The 19,271-nt window shown below is 72.3% G+C and carries 20 protein-coding genes; 2 read left to right on the top strand and 18 right to left on the bottom strand.

The annotated features are described in order from the left end of the window. Positions 1 to 124 precede the first annotated feature (124 nt). From ABZ321_RS53390 to ABZ321_RS53440, 11 genes are all read right to left on the bottom strand, one after another. Positions 125 to 1,798: an ABC transporter substrate-binding protein gene (locus ABZ321_RS53390; RefSeq protein WP_354904084.1), complete on the bottom strand. Its 1,674-nt coding sequence runs from the start codon at positions 1,796 to 1,798 to the stop codon at positions 125 to 127. Between the two features lie 162 nt (positions 1,799 to 1,960). Then, complete coding sequence (locus tag ABZ321_RS53395) at positions 1,961 to 2,962, bottom strand: LacI family DNA-binding transcriptional regulator (RefSeq protein WP_344499144.1); 1,002 nt, start codon at positions 2,960 to 2,962, stop codon at positions 1,961 to 1,963. 234 nt (positions 2,963 to 3,196) lie between these two features. Next, positions 3,197 to 4,840, bottom strand: a complete 1,644-nt coding sequence (locus ABZ321_RS53400; protein WP_354904085.1) for a serine/threonine-protein kinase — start codon at positions 4,838 to 4,840, stop codon at positions 3,197 to 3,199. Positions 4,841 to 4,877: 37 nt separating this feature from the next. After that, complete coding sequence (gene ppgK / locus ABZ321_RS53405; RefSeq protein ID WP_344499140.1) at positions 4,878 to 5,633, bottom strand: polyphosphate--glucose phosphotransferase; 756 nt, start codon at positions 5,631 to 5,633, stop codon at positions 4,878 to 4,880. Between the two features lie 77 nt (positions 5,634 to 5,710). Next, complete coding sequence (locus ABZ321_RS53410; protein WP_344500694.1) at positions 5,711 to 5,971, bottom strand: Prokaryotic metallothionein; 261 nt, start codon at positions 5,969 to 5,971, stop codon at positions 5,711 to 5,713. Positions 5,972 to 6,031: 60 nt separating this feature from the next. Continuing rightward, positions 6,032 to 7,594, bottom strand: coding sequence for a fused response regulator/phosphatase (locus ABZ321_RS53415; RefSeq protein WP_344499138.1), 1,563 nt, complete (start codon positions 7,592 to 7,594; stop codon positions 6,032 to 6,034). Between the two features lie 174 nt (positions 7,595 to 7,768). After that, positions 7,769 to 9,460: an ATP-binding protein gene (locus ABZ321_RS53420; RefSeq protein ID WP_344499136.1), complete on the bottom strand. Its 1,692-nt coding sequence runs from the start codon at positions 9,458 to 9,460 to the stop codon at positions 7,769 to 7,771. Then, positions 9,457 to 10,491: a SpoIIE family protein phosphatase gene (locus ABZ321_RS53425; protein ID WP_354904087.1), complete on the bottom strand. Its 1,035-nt coding sequence runs from the start codon at positions 10,489 to 10,491 to the stop codon at positions 9,457 to 9,459. Before ABZ321_RS53425 ends, ABZ321_RS53420 begins: the two co-directional genes overlap by 4 nt. Then, positions 10,479 to 10,889, bottom strand: coding sequence for an ATP-binding protein (locus tag ABZ321_RS53430; RefSeq protein WP_344499132.1), 411 nt, complete (start codon positions 10,887 to 10,889; stop codon positions 10,479 to 10,481). The genes ABZ321_RS53425 and ABZ321_RS53430 overlap by 13 nt, the downstream gene beginning before the upstream one ends. Further along, complete coding sequence (locus ABZ321_RS53435; RefSeq protein ID WP_344499130.1) at positions 10,886 to 11,293, bottom strand: STAS domain-containing protein; 408 nt, start codon at positions 11,291 to 11,293, stop codon at positions 10,886 to 10,888. Before ABZ321_RS53435 ends, ABZ321_RS53430 begins: the two co-directional genes overlap by 4 nt. Then, positions 11,293 to 12,117 carry an STAS domain-containing protein gene (locus ABZ321_RS53440; protein ID WP_344500692.1) on the bottom strand — a complete coding sequence of 275 codons (825 nt, stop codon included), beginning with the start codon at positions 12,115 to 12,117 and terminating at the stop codon, positions 11,293 to 11,295. The genes ABZ321_RS53435 and ABZ321_RS53440 overlap by 1 nt, the downstream gene beginning before the upstream one ends. 168 nt (positions 12,118 to 12,285) lie before the next feature. Here ABZ321_RS53440 and ABZ321_RS53445 point away from each other — a divergent pair, with 168 nt between their 5' ends. Beyond that, positions 12,286 to 12,564 carry a DUF6582 domain-containing protein gene (locus ABZ321_RS53445; RefSeq protein WP_344499128.1) on the top strand — a complete coding sequence of 93 codons (279 nt, stop codon included), beginning with the start codon at positions 12,286 to 12,288 and terminating at the stop codon, positions 12,562 to 12,564. Positions 12,565 to 12,620: 56 nt separating this feature from the next. On the opposite strand, the gene ABZ321_RS53450 is transcribed toward ABZ321_RS53445, so the two are convergent. Both ABZ321_RS53450 and ABZ321_RS53455 read right to left on the bottom strand, forming a co-directional pair. Then, positions 12,621 to 13,607 carry a malate dehydrogenase gene (locus ABZ321_RS53450; RefSeq protein WP_354904089.1) on the bottom strand — a complete coding sequence of 329 codons (987 nt, stop codon included), beginning with the start codon at positions 13,605 to 13,607 and terminating at the stop codon, positions 12,621 to 12,623. 68 nt (positions 13,608 to 13,675) lie between these two features. Then, a complete protein-coding gene (locus ABZ321_RS53455) occupies positions 13,676 to 14,491 on the bottom strand; it encodes a methyltransferase domain-containing protein (protein ID WP_354904090.1) in 816 nt (271 codons plus the stop codon). 41 nt (positions 14,492 to 14,532) lie between these two features. On the opposite strand from ABZ321_RS53455, the gene ABZ321_RS53460 reads away from it, so the two are divergent. Continuing rightward, entirely contained in the window at positions 14,533 to 14,781 is a 249-nt protein-coding gene (locus ABZ321_RS53460) for a hypothetical protein (protein WP_344499123.1), read from the top strand. A 153-nt stretch (positions 14,782 to 14,934) separates the two neighbouring features. Here the strand turns inward: ABZ321_RS53460 and ABZ321_RS53465 are convergent, their stop codons facing one another. The 5 genes from ABZ321_RS53465 to ABZ321_RS53485 form a co-directional block, all read right to left on the bottom strand. After that, on the bottom strand, positions 14,935 to 15,324 hold the full coding sequence (locus ABZ321_RS53465; RefSeq protein WP_344499121.1) for a hypothetical protein: 390 nt from the start codon (positions 15,322 to 15,324) through the stop codon (positions 14,935 to 14,937). Between the two features lie 150 nt (positions 15,325 to 15,474). Next, positions 15,475 to 15,936: an SMI1/KNR4 family protein gene (locus ABZ321_RS53470; RefSeq protein ID WP_344499119.1), complete on the bottom strand. Its 462-nt coding sequence runs from the start codon at positions 15,934 to 15,936 to the stop codon at positions 15,475 to 15,477. Positions 15,937 to 15,991: 55 nt separating this feature from the next. Further along, positions 15,992 to 16,927: an endonuclease III gene (nth, locus tag ABZ321_RS53475; protein WP_354904091.1), complete on the bottom strand. Its 936-nt coding sequence runs from the start codon at positions 16,925 to 16,927 to the stop codon at positions 15,992 to 15,994. Positions 16,928 to 16,997: 70 nt separating this feature from the next. After that, positions 16,998 to 18,584, bottom strand: coding sequence for a methyl-accepting chemotaxis protein (locus ABZ321_RS53480; RefSeq protein WP_354904093.1), 1,587 nt, complete (start codon positions 18,582 to 18,584; stop codon positions 16,998 to 17,000). 93 nt (positions 18,585 to 18,677) lie between these two features. Next, positions 18,678 to 19,250 carry a TetR/AcrR family transcriptional regulator gene (locus tag ABZ321_RS53485; protein ID WP_344499113.1) on the bottom strand — a complete coding sequence of 191 codons (573 nt, stop codon included), beginning with the start codon at positions 19,248 to 19,250 and terminating at the stop codon, positions 18,678 to 18,680. Between the last annotated feature and the right edge of the window lie 21 nt (positions 19,251 to 19,271).

Genomic DNA, 19,271 nt, shown 5'->3' on the forward strand with positions numbered 1-19,271 from the left:
CCCGGCGCCCCGGTGCTTCCCCCAACCCTCCGGCCGTTGTTCGTGTCTGGGGGTGCCGTCCGGGGGTGGCGCTCCCCGGGTTGCCCGCGCGGGCAACCCGGGGAGCGCCGTCACTAGCGACCGGTCAGGAGGCCGGCTTGAGGTGCAGGATCACGTCGAGCGCGTTCGCCTGGGTGGGCTGGGCGGCGCCGTAGGGGTTGGCGTCGTCCGGCCAGCCGGTCCACTGCTTCGTGGAGTAGGCCCCACCGACATTGTCGGCGCCGACGGGGATCATCGGCATGTGCTCGACGAAGATCTTCTGGAGCTTGTTCATCGCCTCGACACGGACCGAGTCCTCGGTCGCCGACTGGTAGTCGCGCAGCGCCTTGGTGGCCTCGGGGTTGTTGAAGCGCCCGAAGTTACCGGCGGGGCTGGCGGTGCCGACCGGCTTGAGCAGGTCGCCGTCCATGATCGTCTGGTAGATGTCGTACGGCGTGTTACCGCCGTTGGTCCACCGGAAGCCCGCGTCGAACTGACCGGCCTCGACGTTCTTGAACCACGCGTCCTGGTTGGCCTTCTCGACCGTCGCCTCGATGCCGATCTTCTGAAGGTTGGCCTTCACGATCTCCAGCGAGGTCTGGTAGTCCGACCAACCGGCCGGGTCGGTCAGCGTCAGGGTGACGGCCTTGCCCGTCTTGTCCTTCAGCGTGGTGCCCTCGTACTTGTAGCCGTTGGCGGTGAGGAGCGCCTTGGCGCCCTCGATGTCGATCTTGTAGTCCTTGCCCTTGAACTCCGGCGCGAGGAACGCGTCGCCGGCGGGGCTGGGCAGACCGGTCACGCTCTTCACCAGCGGGTGGAAGTAGCCGGCCTCGGCCGTGTTGAAGATGTCGTCACGGTCGATGACCATGCTCATGGCCACGCGCAGGTTCTTGTCGTCGAACGGCGCCTTGGTGGTGTTGATGTACAGGCCGTGGATGCCGAGGACCGGCGGGGCCCAGATCTTGTGGTGCGCGGCGTCCTTGTCGATGAAGACCGTCTTCACATTGGGGATGAAGACGAAGCTCCACTCCGACTCACCGTTGGCGAGCGCGGTGGTCTGCGCGTTGTTGTCGGTGTAGGAGGTGTACCGCAGCTCCTTGACCTGCGGCAGCGCCTGCCAGTAGCCCTTGTCGCGGACCGTCAGCGTGGCGGTCTGCGGGGTGAACGACTTCAGCGTGTACGGGCCGGAGCCGATCGGGTTCTTGGCGAGCTCCGCCTTCGGGTCCGAGACCTTCTCCCAGATGTGCTTGGGGACGATCGGGACCTGGGCGATGGCCTTGTGCTGGCTGACGAACTGCGGGTTCTTGAACGTGATGGTCACGTCCGCGCCGCTGGCCGAGGCGTCGGAGATGGTGAGACCACCGGTGTTGAGCGCCTCGTTGTCACGCAGCAGCTTGTACGTGAACGCGACGTCCTCGGCGGTGACCTTCTGGCCGTCGGACCAGGTGGCGTTGTCACGGATGGTGGCCTTGACCGAGGTGTAGTCCTTCGACCACTCCGCCTTGGTGGCGAGCCACGGCTTCATCGGGTCGGCCGGCTTGACCGGGTTCCACATCATCAGCGGCTCGTAGAGCGCCCAGCGGTAGCCCGACTTGGACGCCGCGGAGGTGCTGAGGAACGGGTTCTGGTTCTCGGTCTGCGGGCCGTTCGGCATGCCGACGTTGAGGACCGTCGGGCCCTTCTTCGCGTTGTCGGCGTTCGGCGAGTCGCCACACGCAGCGAGAGCGCCGGTGGCGAGCAACCCGGCGAGGCCGAGCACAACGGAGCGTCTGGTATGCACGGGGGTGTCTCCTTACGTACCTGGATCGACAGGTGGGGCGGGCATTCGGGGTAGGACGACGGGGCCTTCTTGCGGCAGGTCCCGCCCTTTGGTGCGGTATCGGTGGTGCGTCGTGCCGGGTGGTGCGGGTTGGTGCGGGGATGGTGCGGTGGAGCGCTCGGGCTACGCCGGCATGGTCGAGGACCGCACGACGAGCGTGGTGGACAGGATGTTGGGCTCACTCGTCAACGGCGTGCCGTCGAAGTGTGCGATGAGCCGCCGGGCCGCCATCTCGCCCATCTGCCGCATCGGCTGGCGGATGGTCGTGAGTGGTGGCTCGGTGTGCGCGGCGTGGACGATGTCGTCGAAGCCCACGAGGGCGACATCATCCGGCACCGCGCGGCCCGCTTGGCGCAGCCCCTGGAGGGCGCCCGCCGCGGACAGGTCGTTGTGGGCGAAGACCGAGTCGAACTCCAGCCCCAGGTCCAGCGCCCGCCGGATCGCCTGGGAGCCGCAGTCGTAGGTGAAGTCGCCCTCCATCACGAAACGCGGGTCGACCGGGTGACCGGCGGCCGCGAACACGTCCGCGAAGCCACCGAGCCGGTCCTGCGTGCAGCCGAACTTCTCGGATCCGGTGATGACGAGGGGGCGCCGCCGGCCGATCTCGACCAGATGCCGGGCGGCCAGGGCCCCGCCGGCCCGGTTGGTGGTCCCCACCGACGGCATGAGCGGCTTGTCGCCGCGGTCGTCGATGAGCACCACCGGCAGGCCGCCGGCATACAGGTCGGCGAGGTAGTCCAGGGTGCCCTCCGGCTCGATCGCCAGCAGGCCGTCGAAGGCCTTGCCGGAGACCTGCGCCGAGAACTGGCGCATCGACTCGGCGCCACGGTTGCACGTGAAGAGCAGCAACCCGTAACCCTCCGCTTCGACGACGTCAACGGCTCCCTGCACGATCTCGCCCATCCACGGCCAGATCAGCGAAGGCACCAACATCCCGATGACCCTGGTGTGGCCCCGGGCGAGGTTGACCGCCCGCGCGCTGGGCGTGTAACCCAGCTCGTCGATGACCCTCCGCACCCGTGCCGCGGTCGACTCGTCGACCTCGCCTTTGCCGTTGAGCACCCGCGAGACGGTGGTCTTGCTGACCCCGGCCCGTGAGGCAACATCGGCGATGGTGATCGGCACGCCGCGATCCTCTCTGTGAGAGCGCTTTCTGGCAAGAGAGCGTTTTCTGGAACCGGTTCCGCAACCGGTTCCGGCACACTAAATCCGATTGCGGACTGTGGTGTCAATAACACGGTGGTAACGAAACGTAACGCCTGGGAAAAGCTTGCCAAGGCCTCGGACGGTGGTGTTTGCTCACAGCACGCCGACGCGCCCGCCGTCGCGGTGACGCGCGGGCACGCCCCTGAAAGCGCTCTACCGACCGGGGAGGTGGATGACGGTGCCGTCGCTGAGCGGCTGCTGCTTGACCACCAGGACGTCGAACCGGAGCCCCTTCGGCACGTCGAAGACGAGCGTGCCGGTGACCGGCTTGCCGGCCCTGATTTCCCCGTAAAGCGGTCGGGTTTCGGCGTTGTAGAGCCACGACCAGTCGTCGGCCTTGTGGTCGTTGCCGTCGGTGTCACGCAGCCGCTGCGAGCCCTGATAGATGCGGGTGCTGCCGGTGCCGAGGTTCTCGACCCGCACCTCGACCAGGCAGAACTCGCCCTCGGCGTCCTTGACGATCGGCCAGTCGCCGATGCGTTTCACGCCGCACTCGAAGCCGGTGACGGTGAAGCGGACGCCGCCGTCGGTGCCGACCGGGCTGGGCTTCTTCGACGGCACCTTGCTCGCCGGCGCGGCGGTGCTGGGGCCCGCCTTCGCGGCGCCGTCCTTGCCCGAGCCGGCCGAGTCGGCGAGGTTGAACACGCCCCACAGGCAGCCGAGCACGATCAGCACCGCGACGACGGCGGCCACCGCCCCGCCGACGCGGCGCGGCGGGCGGCGGGGAGGAGGCGGCACCGGCGGCAGCGGCGGGCGCCCACGACCCGGGTCCGCATACTGGGACGACACCGGGACACCGAGAGTGGGGTCGAGCATCGTCGGGCTGACCGGCACCGGCGAGACGGGCATCGCGTGCACCGCCGTCGGCGACACCGGGATGACCGGCGCGGCGCCGGGCGCGAACCGGCCCGTGGGCGGCCGGGGCGGCACCGGCGGCGCGGCGCCGCGGACCTTCGCCGTGGGGCCGGCCGCGGGGCCGGCCGTGGAGCGGGTCCGGGGGTCGACGCGCGGCGACGTCACGTGCACCGCCGCCGGGTCGTCGTCGCCGACGAGCGCGAGCAGCAGCTGGCGGGCCGTCGGCCGGGCCGCCGGGTCGGGCCGCAGCGCCCGGGCCACGATCTCGGCGATGCCGGGCGCCAGCCCGTCCGGGACGGCACCCGCCGGCATCACGCCCGTGCCCGCCCACGCGACGAGGACGCCCCACGCGTACACGTCGGAGGCCTGGCTGGGCGGGGCGCCGCGCTCCTGCTCCGGCGCCAGCCACCCCGGCGTGCCGAACAGCTGCCCGACGGGCCCGTCGTGGCCGTGCGGGCGGGCGACGCCGAAGTCGATGACCTTCGGGCCGAACGGTGACAGCAGCACGTTGCGCGGGCTCAGGTCGGCGTGCACGAGCCCGACGGCGTGGATTGCGGTCAGCGCCGCCGCGACCCCGACCGCGACCGCCTCGACCTGGCCGCCGAGCGGCCCGTTGACGGTCGCGTAGTCGTGCAGGGACGGCCCGGACACGTACTCCGTCACCAGGTGCGGCACCGGGCCGTCCAGGGCCACGTCGAGGACCCGCGCGGTGCAGAACCCGGCGACCCGCGACGCGGCGGCGGCCTCGGCCGCGAACCGTTGCAGGAACTGCGGGTCGCCGTGCCAGACCGGGTTGATGACCTTCAGCGCGACCCGGCGGTCGCCGGGGCCGGCGGCGAGGTAGACGGTGCCCATGCCGCCGACGCCGAGCACGCCGAGCAGCCGGTAGGACCCGACGGTCGCCGGGTCCCCGGCACGCAACGGCGCGGGCATGTCCCCCATGCGACCCATCGTGCCCTATCAGCGCACGCGCGTGCGCTCAGTGCGCCCGTCTGGATGCCAGCAGCGCCGCGCCGACGATGCCGGCGTTGTTCTGCAGGGTCGCCGGGACGACCTTCGTGGGCACCGAGACGTGGTGCAGCCACTTGTCCGTCTTCTTGCTCACGCCGCCGCCGATGATGATCAGGTCGGGCCACAGCAGCGCGTGCAGGTGGCGCAGGTAGACCTGGACCCGCTCGGCCCAGTCCTGCCAGGCGAGGCCCTCGACCTCGCGGATGCGGTCCGAGGCGTAGTCCTCGGCGTCGCCGCCGTGCAGGTGCAGCCCGCTCATCTGCAGGTGGCCGAACTCGGTGTTGGGCACCAGCTTCCCGTCGATGAACAGGGCGCTGCCGATGCCGGTGCCGAGGGTGACCATCACGACCAGGCCGCCGACGCCCTTGCCGGCCCCGTACTCGATCTCGGCCACCCCGGCCGCGTCCGCGTCGTTGAGGACCGTCACCGGCCGCCCCAGCTTGTCGCTGAACAGCTGCTCCGCCGGCGCGTCGACCCACGACGCGTCGACGTTGGCGGCGGTCTTCGTCACCCCGTGCTGCACGACGGCGGGAAACGTGATCCCGACGCTGCTCGCCGGCGGGAACTGCGCGACGACCGCCGCGACCGTGTCGACGACGGCGGTGATGTCCGCCGGCTGCGGGGTCTCGATGCGGTGCCGGTCGGCGGTGAACTCGCCGGTTGCCAGGTCGACCGGCGCTCCCTTGATGCCCGAACCGCCGATGTCGATACCCAGGACCACCACAGCTGCTCCTCCGCGACGTGTGCCTCAACCAATGCCCTGCTGCTCCAAGAGCCAATCATGCGGGGCACCGGCAAGGCTCACCCGGGGTACGCCCCCACCGTGTCGCGGATCTCCAGGCCCAGCGCCTGGTCGGCGGTGCGGGCGCAGTGCGCGCAGCAGTAGAAGTTGCCGGACACCTCGGCGCCGTGGCCGACGATCTTCGTGCCGCAGTGCTCGCAGACCGGCGCCAGCCGGTGGATCGCGCACTCGAAGGAGTCGAAGACGTGCACGCCGCCGCCGACCGTCCGGATCTCGAAGCTCATGTGGTAGTCGTTGCCGCAGGTCTCACAGACCGCCATGGTGTTGCCCCCCATTCGTTTCACGCAGCGTGTTCGGTCGGTGGGCACGGCGCAACCGGTTCAGCCGAAATCCACCCTGCGGATCACCAAGAGGGCCACGTCGTCGTCCCGGGACCCCGCGCTCAGGGCGCTCAGCAGCCGGTCGCAGAACTGCTCCAGGTCGTCCTCGACCTCGCCGACGGCGCGGCACAGCGCGTCGAGCCCCTCGTTGAAGGTGTGCCCGCGGACCTCGATCAGCCCGTCGGTCACCAGGATCAGGGTCTCCCCCGGCGCCAGCGTCAGCCGGATCTCGTCCTCGTGCGAGGTCGGCACGCCCAGCAGCGCCACCCGCCCCTCCACGAGGCTGACCCGCCCGTCCCGGACCCGCAGCGGCGGCGGGTGCCCGGCGTTGGTGAGCCGCACCTCCCCGCTGGCCGGATCCATGCTGAGCAGGCACATCGTCGCGATCTCCTCGGGCAGCAGCCGCAGCATCATCCGGTTGAGCCGCTCCATGCTCGGCCCCGGCGACGAGTCCTCCACCAGGTAGGCGCGCAGCGCGTGCCGGACCTCCGCCATGATCGTGGCGGCGCGCAGCGAGTGCCCGGCGACGTCGCCGATCGCCGCGACGAGCCGGCCGTCCACCCGCAGGATCTCGTAGAAGTCGCCGCCGACCGACGCGTGCTCGCTGGCCGGCTGGTACCGCACCGCGAGCTGCACGCCCGGCACCGCGGGCAGGCTCCGGGGCAGCATGCTCTGCTGCAGCGTCAGCGCGGTGCGCCGCTCCTCGTCGTAGCTGCGCAGCGCCTCGACCGCGAGAGCGACCGCCTGGCCGAACTGGCGCAGCAGGTCGGCGTCGTCGTCGCTGAAACCCTCCGCGGGCACGGCGACGTGCACCGGCTCCCGGCCCGGCTTGGCCCGCCCGACGACCCGCCACACCGCGCCCCGCCACCACGGGCCGTCGTCCAGCGGGAACAGCACGATGCCGGCCTGGCCGTCGAGCGGGTCGAGCTCGAACTGGTCGCGCATCGCCGGGCGCAGCACCGGGTCGCCGCCCACGGCGTCGACCTGCACCGCGATCGGCCCGGACTCCTCCGAGGAGGCGGCGACGGCGGCGGGACCCTCGAACACCCGGGCGGCGCCGGTCGCGGCGGCCAGCAGCAGGTCCGTGAGGCTGGTCGCGGCGTTGAACTCGGTCGTGGTGTCCACCAGCCGCGTCAGCCGGCCGGCGAGACGCTCGGCGCGGCGGCGGGCCCGGTACTCGCGCAACTTCGCCCGCACGGTGGCGAGCAGCTCGTCCGGGTCGATCGGCTCGGCCAGGTACGCGTCGGCGCCCCGGTTGAGGCCCTGGGTGCGGTCCACCACGTGGACGGCGGTCGCCGAGATGTGGATCACGGGGACGGCGGTGGTCCGCGGGTCCTCCTTGATCCGCTCCGCGACCTCGAACCCGTCGATGTCCGGCAGCCGTACGTCGAGCACGACCAGCTCCGCGTGCAGGCCCTCGGTGTGCAGCAGGTGGAGCGCCTCCAGGCCGGTGGCGGCCTCGGCGACCCGGTGCCCGTCGCGGCGCAGCCAGCTGGTGATGACGTACCGCTTGGAGGGGCTGTCGTCGACAACCAGGATGTCTGCCGCGGCCTCGCCGGTCACGACGCCGCCTCCGCTACGCTCCGGCGTCGCCGCGACCCAACACTGTGCCCATGATGACCGGCTCCTCCGCTGCGCTCCGGCCCGGTCATGACGCCGCCTCCGCTACGCTCCGGCGTCGCCGCGACCCAACACTGTGCCCATGATGACCGGCTCCTCCGCTGCGCTCCGGCCCGGTCATGCCGTCACTCGGGCGACGACGTCGGCGATCATCCGGCGGGTCAGCGCGGGCTTGGCCAGGACCGCGGCGGCGCCCGGGACGTGCCCCACGTCGGCGCCGGTCACCACCACGACCGGTACACCGCTCAGCTCCGGCACGCCGGCCAGCGCGGCGATCAGCTCGCCGCCGTCACCGCCCGGCATCCGCAGGTCCAGGAAGATCAGCGACGGCCGCTCCCGCGCCGCGATCGCGAGCGCCGAACGGGCGTCGGCGGCCTCGTGCACGTGCTCGGCGATGCCGGTCAGGTGCTCGCGCAGCACCTGACGGGCGGCCGCCTCGTCGTCGACGACGAGCACCGCCCGCACGTGCGGCAGGTCCTGGTCGTCCTCCGGCGCGGGGCGCAGCGGCAGGTCGAGGGTGAACGTGCTGCCCTCCCCCGGCTCGCTGACCATGCTGAGCCCGCCGCCGAGCAGGGTCGCCAGGCGCCGCGCGTAGGGCAGCCCGAGGCCCGTCCCGCCCGCCTGGTGGGCGCCGCGGACCTGGTGGAACTCCTCGAAGATCCGGCGCTGCTCGGCGAACGGGATGCCGATGCCGGTGTCGGCGACCGCGATGTGCAGCCGGCCGTCGAGCACGAGCGCGCCCATCGCGACGCTGCCCGCCTCGGTGAACTTCAGCGCGTTGGTGAGCAGGTTGCGCAGGATCTGGGTGAGCAGCACCTCGTCGGTGACCAGCTCCACGGGCTCGGCCGGGTCGGCGATCTCGAACCGCACGCCCGGCTTGGCGAGGGGACGCAGGGTGCCGCGCAGCTGGCCGAAGACCGCGCTCAGGTCGACCGGCGCCCAGTTGGGCTCGATCCGGTTGGACTCGGCCTTCGCCAGGTCCAGCAGGTCGTTGACGCGCGCGAGCAGGTCCGCGGCGGAGCCCTGGACGAGGTCCAGCTGGTGCGTCTGGTCGGCGGTGAGCGGCTCGGAGCGGGGGTCCAGCAGCAGCCGCGTCAGCCCGATGATGGCGGTCACGGGCGCGCGCAGCTCGTGCGACACGTTGGCCAGGAACCGGCTCTTCGCCTCGTTGGCCTCCCGCAGCTGCGCGGAGCGCTCCTCCAGCTCCGCGTACAGGGCGACGACACCCTGGTTGGTCTGCTCCAGCTCCTCGGACAGCTGCGTGTAGAGCGCCATCACCCCGCGGTTGGTCTCCTCCAGCTCCGCGTTGAGGGTGAGCAGCTCGTCGCGGTGCGCCTGGACCTCCTCCAGTGCGCTCACGAGCTGCCGGTTCTGGACACTGAGCTCGTCCAGCGCGGTGGTGGGCCGGCTGGCGGCCAGTTCCTCCCGCGCCGTGGCCAGCCGCTCCTGGCCGACCTGGGCGGGCAGCCTGCGCATCAGGCTGATCCGGTCCCGTTCCACGTGCACCTCGTCCATCAACCGCCCCGCAGCCGCCGTGCCTTCGGGCGGACTGATCCCGATGCCGTCCGCTTCTACAACGATGACCAGACGGGGCCGTCCGGAAACCTCGGCGGTGAACGTCACCGTGGCGCCGATCGCGTGCCGGCCGATCTCGCTGAGCGCGGTCGCGACCCTGACCTGGTCCTGATGCTCCATGCCGAGGGCGGCGGCGACCTCACGGCCGCGCTGGCGCACCACGAACACGTCCTGGTCCTCGCGCAGCGTCATCCGCAGCAGCGGCTCCCGCACCGGCCCAGGGGACTCGCTCATGGCCGCACCACGGCCACGCAGGCGTCGTCGCGGCGCACACCGGCGTCGCGCAGCAGGGTGCCGGCGATGAGCAGCGGGTCCTGGCGGCTCAGGCCCGGGTAGTCACGCAGGGTCCAGCGGTCCGACACGCCGTCGGAGTGCAGGACCACCACCGCCTCCGGCGGCAGGTCGTAGGTGAACTCGCGGACGCCCCGCGACTGGTGCCCGACGATGCCGGGCATGCTGACCATGCCGCGGCGCTCCCCGCTGGGCGAGGCGACCACGCCCGCCACGTTGCCCAGGCCGGCGAAGCGCACCGTGCGATCCTCGACGCGGGCCACCGACACGGCCGCGCCGCGGGTGTGCGAGACGAGCCGGTGCAGTCGCTCCACGATCGCCGCCGGCGCGTCCAGGTCACCGGTGAGGAACGCGTCGACGGCGGCGTTCGCGGCCGTCGCGGCGAGAGCGCCGTGCCCGAGCCCGTCGGCGACGAGCACGAGCAGCGCACCGTCGCGCACCCGCGCCGCCCAGCGGTCACCGCACACCGCCTCGCCCGTGATCGGCCGGGTCAGGCCGGCGACGACCGGCACCCCGACGTCGCGGCGGTCGGGCCACAGCTGCGCGGCCAGGACGGTGCCCCTGCCGGGCAGCGAGTAGCCGCCCGAGTGGCTCGACAGCCGGCGCACCGCGCCCAGCCCGATCCCGAGGGTTCCGGCGGTGCTCGTGCCGTCGGAGCCGCTGAAAACCAGATCCGCCATGCCCGGACCTCTGTCGACGGCCACCAGCTCCACGCCGCCGGTGTCGCCGCTGCGCAGGCACCGCACCGACAGCGCGCCCACGTCGGCGTGCCGGTGCAGGTTGCTCGCCAGCTCGGCGGCGACGATCGCCACCTCGCCGGTGCGCTCGTCGCTGAAGCCGAGCCGGCGGGCGAGGTCGACGGCGACCCGCCGGGCGACACCCGCCGCGCCCGCCTCGTCGACGGGGATCCAGCCGAGCTCCTCGACCAGCGGGACCTGATTGGGGGCCGCCGCGGGCGGTGTCACCGTGCCCACTTCGTCACCGTGATCCGGGTGCCTTCCCCGGCGGCGGTGACGATGTCGAACTCGTCGACCAGGCGGCGCGAGCCGCTGAGCCCCAGCCCCAGCCCGCTGCCGGTGGTGTAGCCGTCGGTGAAGGCCAGGTCCAGGTCGGCGATGCCCGGTCCGGCGTCGACGAACTCGGCGCGGACGCCGGCCCGCCGCCCGTTGTGCACCTGGCCGACCACGGCGTGCCCGCCGCCGCCGTGGATGAGCGTGTTGCGCGCCAGCTCGCTCGCCGCGGTGACCAGCTTCGTCTGGTCGACCAGCGGCAGCTTCGCGGCGATCGCCATCACCCGGACCGCCTGGCGCACCCGCACCACGTCCTTGTCGTCGGCGATCTGCAGGCGCTGCTCCTCCTGCTGCTGGGTCATACCGGCACGTCGTCGGAGCCGCGGAAGCCCAGCACGCCCACGCCGCGGACCTGCTTGGCCTCGGCGAGGATCTCCAGGGCCTTGTCGACGTTGAGCGCGGTGCGGACGCCGCGGAGCGACAGGCCCAGCTCGACCAGGGTGATCGCGACCGCCGGGCGCATGCCGACCACGACCGTCTCGGCGTCCAGGACCCGCGACACCGCCGCGATCGTCGACAGCATCCGGCCGATGAACGAGTCGACGATCTCCAGGGCGGAGATGTCGATCACCACGCCGTGCGCGCCGGTCTCCACGATCCGGTCCGACAGGTCCTCCTGCAGCTGCAGGGCGGTCTGGTCGTCGAGGTCGATCTGGATCGAGACCAGCAGGATCTCGCCGATCTTCAGGACGGGGACGCGGTCCATCACAGCGCCTTGTCGCGGCTCGCCCGGCGGACCACCTCGACGCCGCTGGCCCGCAGCGCGTGCAGCAGCGCGTCGGCGAGGTTGGACTTCGTCACGATGTCGCCGAACTCGATGCCCAGGGCCACCACGGTCTGCGCGATCTGCGGCCGGATGCCGGAGATGATGCACTCCGCGCCCATCAGCCGCGCCGCGACGACCGTCTTCAGGATGTGCTGCGCGACCTGCGTGTCGACCGCCGGCACGCCGGTGATGTCGACGATCGCGTAGCCGGATCCGGTGTCGACCAGGGTCTGCAGCAGCTTCTCCATGACCACCTGGGCGCGGGCCGAGTCGAGCGTGCCGACCAGCGGCACCGCGACGACGCCGTCCCACAGCTTCACGACCGGCGTCGAGAGCTCCAGCAGCTGCTCGGTCTGGTCGGCGATCACCGACTCCCGGACCTTCGTGTAGGTCTCGAACGTGAACAGGCCCATGTCGTCGACGAGCAGCGACAGCACGAGGAAGTCGGTCGTCGCCAGCTCACCCGCGCCGGCCTCGCCCAGGTTGAGCACGACCTCCTTGACCGCGAAGACGAGGCTCGCCGTCTCGCTCGGCGAGAAGCCCTGCCGCGCCCACGCCCGGGACAGCTCAGCGAGGGCCGCCCGCGACTCGCCGCCCTCGGCGCCCGCGACATCGCCGTCGGCGTCCTGGCCGAGCATCGCCCGCAGCGCGCCGAGCACGTCCCGCACCTGCAGGGTCAGCTCGGCGCTGGTGAGCCGCCCACGCAAGGTGCGGGTGGCGATCTCCGTCCACTGCCGCACGATCGCTTCCTCGTGCGCCGCCAGGAACGCATTCAGCCGCTGCCGCGCGCCGGCATCCACCTTCACTCGTGATCTCCTTCGACCTCGTCCGTCGGACCAGACGGTACCGCCCCGAGCAGCCAACGGCGAACGGGCGGCCGAGATATGCCGGGTCGGTGTGTCGGAATCGCGCCGTCAGGGAACGAGGACGGCATGGAGACGACCTGGAGACCGTTCGAGGCGCACGGCACCCTGTCCGAGGAGACCCGCGAGCGCCTGCCCGACAGCGTCTACGCGTTCCCGGAGCAGCGCAAACTGCCGCTCACCGACGCCAAGCACGTCCGCAACGCGGTCGCGCGGTTCGACCAGGTCCGCGGCGTCAACGACAAGGACCGCGACCTCGCCTTCGCCAACCTGACGGTGGCGGCGAAGCACTACGAGGTGGAGCTGTCCGAGTCGAGCTGGCACGAGCTCGGCCGCACGCCCCACTGAGACCGCTGGCCCGCTCACCGTGCGGGGTGGGCGGGCCAGCGCACTTCCTACCGGGCTCAGATCAGGCCCAGACGCTCCACCGCGGTGCGCTCCTCGGCCAGCTCGGCGACCGACGCGTCGATCCGGGCCCGGGAGAACTCGTCGATCTCCAGACCCTGCACGATCTCCCACTTGCCGCCCCGCGAGACGACCGGGAACGACGAGATCAGGCCCTCCGGCACGCCGTAGGAGCCGTCGGACGGCAGCGCCACCGACGTCCAGTCACCCTCGGCGGTGCCGTTCACCCAGTCGTACACGTGGTCGATCGCGGCCGACGCGGCCGACGCGGCCGACGACGCCCCGCGCACCTCGATGATCTCGGCGCCGCGCTTGGCGACCCGCGGGATGAACTCGTCGGCGTACCACTGCTGGTCACCGACGGCCTCGGCCGCGTTCCGGCCCGAGACCTCGGCGTGCAGGATGTCCGGGAACTGCGTCGCGGAGTGGTTGCCCCAGATCGTGACCTTGCGGATCTCCGACACCGGCACGCTCAGCTTCTGCGACAGCTGCGCCACGGCCCGGTTGTGGTCCAGGCGGGTCATCGCGGTGAACCGGTCCGCGGGCACGTCCGGCGCGTTGCGCTGGGCGATGAGGGCGTTGGTGTTGGCGGGGTTGCCGACGACCAGGATCCGGATGTCGTCGGCGGCACCGGCGTTGATCGCCTCGCCCTGCGGCTTGAAGATGCCGCCGTTGGCCTCGAGCAGGTCGCCGCGCTCCATGCCCTTCGTGCGGGGCCGGGCCCCGACGAGCAGGGCGACGTTGGCGCCGGAGAACGCCTGCTTCGGGTCGTCGAACACGTCCACGCCGGCCAGCAGCGGGAACGCGCCGTCCTGCAGCTCCAGTGCGGTGCCCTCGGCGGCGCGGACGGCCTGCGGGATCTCCAGCAGGCGCAGCTTGACGCGGGTGTCGGCGCCGAGCAGCTGACCGGACGCGATGCGGAACAGCAGCGCGTAGCCGATCTGGCCGGCGGCACCGGTCACGGTTACGTTCACGGGCTCACTCATCAGAGTTTCTCCTGCGGCAGCGGCGGGTGTGCTTCTCCACACAAACTATCCCCGCCCCCAACGACCGTTCACCCACTGTCGCTCCGATGTGGCTTGCGGCACTCGATCAGGTAGCGGGTGGAGTGGGCGACGAACGGGCCTTCCGCCTGGATCCGCTCGTGCAGGGCGCGCAGCTGCTCGCGGTACGCCGCCACGGTGAAGCCGGGCACGATCCAGATCACCTTCCGGAGGAACACCGCGACGGCGGCGACGTCGAGGAACTCCATCCGCAACTTCACCTCGCGCAGGTCGCGCACCTCGAGGCCGGCGGCCCGCGCGTCGGCCGCCGCGGTGTCCGGGTGGCGGCCCTGGCCGACCGGGGTCGGGCCGAGCATCGCCTCGGTGACCTCGTGGGCGGAGCCGACGCCGACGTGCTGGGCGAGGTAGGTGCCGCCGGGGCGCAGGACCCTGGCGATCTCCGGCCAGACCGCGACGACCGGGTGCCTGGCGCTGACGAGGTCGAACGCGGCGTCGCCGAACGGCAGCGGGTCCTCGTCGGCGACGTGCGCGACGGTGCCGCCGAACGGGGCGAGCGCCCGCGTGGCGAGCGCGACGTTCGGCTCCCAGGACTCGGTCGCCGCCAGCGGTGAGGGGGCCCGCCCGGCCGTCCGGTCGGCCCTCTGGCTGGCTCTCTGGCTGGCCCTGCGCAGCGCCCAGGCGACGACCTCGCCGCCGCCGGTCTGCACGTCCAGGGCGCTGCCGGCGGTGCGGTAGCGCTCGGCGAGCAGCTCCGCGTAGCCCCAGGGCGGCCGCTCCTCGGTGGCCCGGCCTTCGAACCAGGAGAAGTCCCAGCCCTCGACGGGGGCGGAGGCACCCTCCTCGAGCAGGGCTTCGAACTCTGACATGGCGTGGTTGCACCTTCCGTTGCCGGGGAATCACTGACAGCATGACGATCATTCCGCAGACGCAGACGTTGTGGCTGGCCACGGCCGCCGACGAGGACATCCAGGCCGGCCGGGTCATCGGCTGGGAGACCGAGCACGTGCAGCCGCTGCCGCTGGTCGCGTGGACCGACGAGACCGGGATGCTGAGCCGGGTGGGCACGCCGGTGAACGCGGTGGTGTGGCTCGGCGAGACCCGTGGCGAGGTCATCGAGTCCGCACAGCGTGAGACCCGGCAGCCCGCGTTGCGTTAGCGGCTCTTGTACAGCGTCAGCGGCTGCTGTACGGCTCGACCAGCTCGGGTCGCTCCCGCATCAGCTCGTTGAGTCGGAGGGCGCGCGTCGACATGTGCCAATGCTGCGCCGATCCCGGACGGTGGCGCAACCCATTTCGCGTCCCGGGGGTCTTCATAGGTCGGGCGCCCCCGTCTCGGAGGGCTCCGAACCCGCCGCGGAGGTCTGACCGGGTGGCGGTCGATCGTGAGGGCCGGGGGGCTTGACGATCGCCCGCCGCTCGGCCTCCCGCCGGTGCCAGCCTTCGAAGGTCTGGCGTTTGCGGGCGGCGCGCTCGGCGACGGCGTCCTCGATGCCGTTGGCGGCGGTGAGGTAGCCGATCGCGGCGAGGAGGTCACCGCACTCCTCGATCAGGCGGTCGCGCAGGTCCGTGCCGTCGTAGTGGTCCGGGCGGCCGCCGGTCGCCACAAGTTTGCCGACCACCTGCAGCAGCTCGCCGGCCTCCTCGGTGACCTTCGCCAGCCCCGGCCACACCTCGGCGCCGATGCCGAACGGCTCGGTCACGGCCGGCCCCCGCCCGGCGCGCGGCGTCGCTCGGTGCCTGACGCGCGGCGTGGCTCGGTGCCTGACGCGCGGCGTGGCTCGGTGCCTGACGCGCGGCGTGGCTCGGTGCCTGACGCGCGGCGTCGCTCGGTGCCTGACGCGCGGCGCCGGTCAGCGCCCGACGCGCAGGCCCTCCGCCGCGACGAACTCGAGGAAGTCGTCGGCCGCCGGCTCGACGGCGCCGTCCTCGTGGTACCGGAAGCTGACCGCGTCCTCGCAGATCCCGTCGCGGACGACGAACCCCCAGTAGTCGCCGGTGCCGACCGGGGCGACCGCGACGAACCCGGAGCCGTGCTCGTCGACGGGCTCGTTGGCGCCGACCAGCGTCTCCACCCAGCGGCGGCCTTCGTCGGCGGGGAGGAGCTCGACGAAGAGGAAGCGGCCGGCGCCGTACCGCAGCAGGAAGCCGCGGTACTGCTCCGGCAGCCGCACGCCGAGCCGCCGCTGGACCCGGACCAGGTCGGCCTCGGTGGCCCGCCAGTGGTCGAAGACGGCGACGTCGCCGTCGCGTTCGAGGGCGGCGTAGCGCCGCAACGCCTGCCGCAGCAGGACGTCGAAGTCGGCGAAGCGCATTGCGGCAGTCTGCCACCGGCGACGGCTCCGGCGGCGTCCGGCCCTTCTGCGGCGGTCACTTCAGCAGCGCCCTGGCCTTCTCCGGGTCGAGCTCGCCCTTGCCGGCGAGGCCGGCCGACGGGCACTCCTCGGCGAGCGGGCAGGCGCCGCACGCGGGCTTACGGGAGTGGCAGGTGCGCCGCCCGTGCAGGATCAGCAGCAGGTTGACCGGCACCCAGTCCTTCTGCTCGAACAGCGCCGCGACGTCGGCCTCGGTCTTCTCCACGTCCTTCTCCGGCCCCCACGCGAGCCGGTGCGCGACCCGGCCGACGTGCGTGTCGACGGAGATCGCCGGCGTGCCGAACGCGTTGCCCAGCACCATGTTGGCCGTCTTGCGGCCCACCCACGGCAGCTCGATCAGCTCGTCGAGGGTCGTCGGCACCTCGCCGTCGTGCCGCTCGACCAGCGTCGCCGCGAGCTTCATGACGATCTGCGTCTTCTTCCGGAAGTACCCGACGGGCTGGAGGATCACCTCCATCTCGGCCGGGTCGGCGGCGGCGAGGTCGGCCGCGGTGGGGTACTTGGCGAACAGCACCGGGGTGACCAGGTTGACCCGCTCGTCGAGCGTCTGCGCGGCGAGGACGGCGGCGACGAGCAGCTGCAGCGGCGACTCGAAGTCCAGCTCCAGGACCGGGTCCGGATACCGGGCGGTGAGCAGCTTGAGGATCCGCCGCGCGCGGCGCGTCTGCTCAAGGTCCGGCCCCGCGGGCGCCGCCGCCTCTGCAACGGCCTCGACCGCCTTCACGGCCTTCTTGACCGCCCCCTTCTTCGCCGCGGCCTTCTTCGCCGGCGGCGCTTCCGTGGTGGTCGCCTCCGCCGCGGTCGCCTTGGCGGCGGTCGCCTTGGCGGCGGCCTTCCGAGGCGCGGCCTTCTTGACCGGCGTGGCGTTCACCTCTGCGGCGGCGTCCGTAGGTGCGATGGCAGCTGTCGTGGTCCTGTTCCGGCTCGGCACGCTGACGAGCCTACGTCGGACGGCCTGCCCGCCGGGGACCGCCGCGCGCAGTCCCCGGCGAACCCGCCGATCAGTGTTTGAAGCCGCCCACGATCGCGCGCAGCTCCTCGGACATCGTGGTCAGCTCGGCCGCTGCCGCGCGGGTCGCCTGCGCTCCGTGCATGGTGTTGTCGGCGGCCTGCACGACCTCGCCGATGCCGCCGTTGATGCGGTCCGCGCCGCTCGCGGCGACGCTCAGGTCGGTGGCCATGCTGGTGGTGACCGCGCTCTGCTCCTCGACGGCGGAGGCGATCGTCGTCTGGTACTCGTTGATGCGGCCGATGACCCGGGCGATCTCCGAGATGGACTCGACGGCGCCGGTGGTGTCGGTCTGGATGGCCCGGACGCGCTGGCCGATCTCCTCGGTGGCCTTCGCGGTCTCCTGCGCCAGGTCCTTGACCTCGCCGGCGACGACCGCGAAGCCCTTGCCTGCCTCACCCGCGCGGGCGGCCTCGATGGTGGCGTTGAGGGCCAGGAGGTTGGTCTGCTCGGCGATCGACGTGATGACCTTGATGACGTCGCCGATCTCCGCCGAGGAGGAGCCGAGCCGGATCATGATCTGCTCCGCGGCGGCGGACGCGTCGACCGCCTGGCCCGCGACGGACGCTGCTTCCGATGTACTGACGGCGATCTCCCGGATGGAGGCGTTCATCTCCTCCGCGCCGGACGCCACGGCCTGCACGCTGCTGGAGACCTCGTGCGACGAGCCGCTGATCTTCGACACCTCGCCCGCGGTCCGCTCGGCGCCGTCGGCGAGCCCGTGACTGGCCTGCTGCAGCTCGTCGGCGCGGGCGGCGAGCCTGGTGCTGCTGTCGGCGAGCGTGCCCACGGCGGTGCGCATCCGGCCCGTCGCGCGGCCCAGCGCGGCCGCCATCTGGCCGAGCTCGTTGTCGGCCGTGAACCGCGCCTCCTTCGTCAGGTCGCCCTCGCCGACGGCGGTCAGCACGTCGCGGACCTGCAGCAGCGGCCGGAGGATCGCCTGCGCCAGCAGGAGCCCGACGGCGACCGCGAGGATCAGCCCGCCGACGAGGACCACGGCGACCAGGAGCCGGGCCTGGTCGCGGGCCTCGTTGGCGTCGGCGAGCCGGGCCTGCGCGGCCGAGCGGGACGCCTCGGCCACCGCGACGAGGTCCTTGACCGCGTCCTCCGCCTTCGGCGTGCCCTGCTGGATGAGCAGCGCCTGCCCCTCGGCGGCCCGGCCGGCCGCGATCAGGCCCTGGCCCTGCTTGAGGATGTCCGTGTACTCGCCCCAGGCCGTGGTGAACCGGTCGATCGCGGCCCGCTGCGCGGCGTCGAGGTCGCGGCCGGCGAACGTCGCCTCCGCCGACTCGATCCGCGCGGCGGCGGCGTCGCGCTCCGCGGCGAACCGGGTGCGGCCGGCGGGGTCGGTGACCGTGGTCGACACGACGCCGAAGAAGCGGAACTGCCAGACCGCCTCGCGCAGGTCGGCGGCGTCGGCGGCGGGGAGCAGCGCCCGGCTGTACATCGCGTCGGCGCTCTTCGCGACCGCCGAGATCTTGTACAGGCCGATCCCGCCGACCGCGGCGGCCACGAGCCCGGCGACGGCCACGGCGATGATGATGTTGTGGCGGACCTTGAGCGAGGCGAACGATGCCACCGGAGGTACCCCTTTGCTCAGCCCTGTCAGCGTTTCGACCGCTCTATCGGTACGGACGGACGGAAGATGAGCAGTACCCGACAAAGCGGGCGGTCACAGTGAGGCGGCGACCATCCGGAGCGCCTCGGCGAGGTCATGGCCGGAGGGGGCGTCGGCCGGGTCGATCAGCCACTGGGTCAGCACTCCGCTGATCAGGGCCTGGTAGAACGAGCCGAGCTGGAACGCCTTCTGCGGCTCGGCCGCGGCATCGACCCCGTGGAACACCGACGCCCACATGCCGCGGGCGTCGCGCATGCCCTCGGAGATCATCGCCCGGATCGCCGGCGCGTGCTCCATCTGCACGAACGCGTCGAACGAGGCCATGAACGCCGGCCGGTGCGCGCCGAGCGAGGCGATGACGCTGTTCCAGTACGCCTCGAAGCGCTCCAGGCCGTGCAGCCCTTCGGCGTCGGTGGCCAGCAGCGCGGTGGCCAGCTGCATGCCCCAGTCCTCGAGGGCCTTCTCGAGGGCGGCGTTGAGCAGCGCCTCGGTGGAGCCGTAGTGGTAGCCGATCGAGCCGAGGTTGGTGCCGGACGCGGCGACGATGTCCCGGGCCGTGGTCCGCCCGTAGCCCTTCTCGTAGATGCAGCGCACGGCGCCGTCGAGGAGGTCCTCGCGATGTCCCATGGTCCAGATCCTAGGGTCTAT

Source organism: Dactylosporangium sp. NPDC006015 (assembly GCF_040614215.1).
In the GTDB taxonomy this organism is placed as follows: domain Bacteria; phylum Actinomycetota; class Actinomycetes; order Mycobacteriales; family Micromonosporaceae; genus Dactylosporangium; species Dactylosporangium maewongense.

What these genes read in the sequence shown, in the direction of transcription:
- ABZ321_RS53450 (WP_354904089.1), bottom strand. Translation starts at nt 13,607, where the DNA reads ATGAGTGAGCCCGTGAACGTAACCGTGACCGGTGCCGCCGGCCAGATC.
- ABZ321_RS53435 (WP_344499130.1), bottom strand. Translation starts at nt 11,293, where the DNA reads ATGGACCGCGTCCCCGTCCTGAAGATCGGCGAGATCCTGCTGGTCTCG.
- ABZ321_RS53445 (WP_344499128.1), top strand. Translation starts at nt 12,286, where the DNA reads ATGGAGACGACCTGGAGACCGTTCGAGGCGCACGGCACCCTGTCCGAG.
- ABZ321_RS53430 (WP_344499132.1), bottom strand. Translation starts at nt 10,889, where the DNA reads ATGACCCAGCAGCAGGAGGAGCAGCGCCTGCAGATCGCCGACGACAAG.
- ABZ321_RS53410 (WP_344500694.1), bottom strand. Translation starts at nt 5,971, where the DNA reads ATGGCGGTCTGTGAGACCTGCGGCAACGACTACCACATGAGCTTCGAG.
- ABZ321_RS53400 (WP_354904085.1), bottom strand. Translation starts at nt 4,840, where the DNA reads ATGGGGGACATGCCCGCGCCGTTGCGTGCCGGGGACCCGGCGACCGTC.
- ABZ321_RS53485 (WP_344499113.1), bottom strand. Translation starts at nt 19,250, where the DNA reads ATGGGACATCGCGAGGACCTCCTCGACGGCGCCGTGCGCTGCATCTAC.
- ABZ321_RS53420 (WP_344499136.1), bottom strand. Translation starts at nt 9,460, where the DNA reads ATGAGCGAGTCCCCTGGGCCGGTGCGGGAGCCGCTGCTGCGGATGACG.
- ABZ321_RS53455 (WP_354904090.1), bottom strand. Translation starts at nt 14,491, where the DNA reads ATGTCAGAGTTCGAAGCCCTGCTCGAGGAGGGTGCCTCCGCCCCCGTC.
- ABZ321_RS53460 (WP_344499123.1), top strand. Translation starts at nt 14,533, where the DNA reads ATGACGATCATTCCGCAGACGCAGACGTTGTGGCTGGCCACGGCCGCC.
- ABZ321_RS53470 (WP_344499119.1), bottom strand. Translation starts at nt 15,936, where the DNA reads ATGCGCTTCGCCGACTTCGACGTCCTGCTGCGGCAGGCGTTGCGGCGC.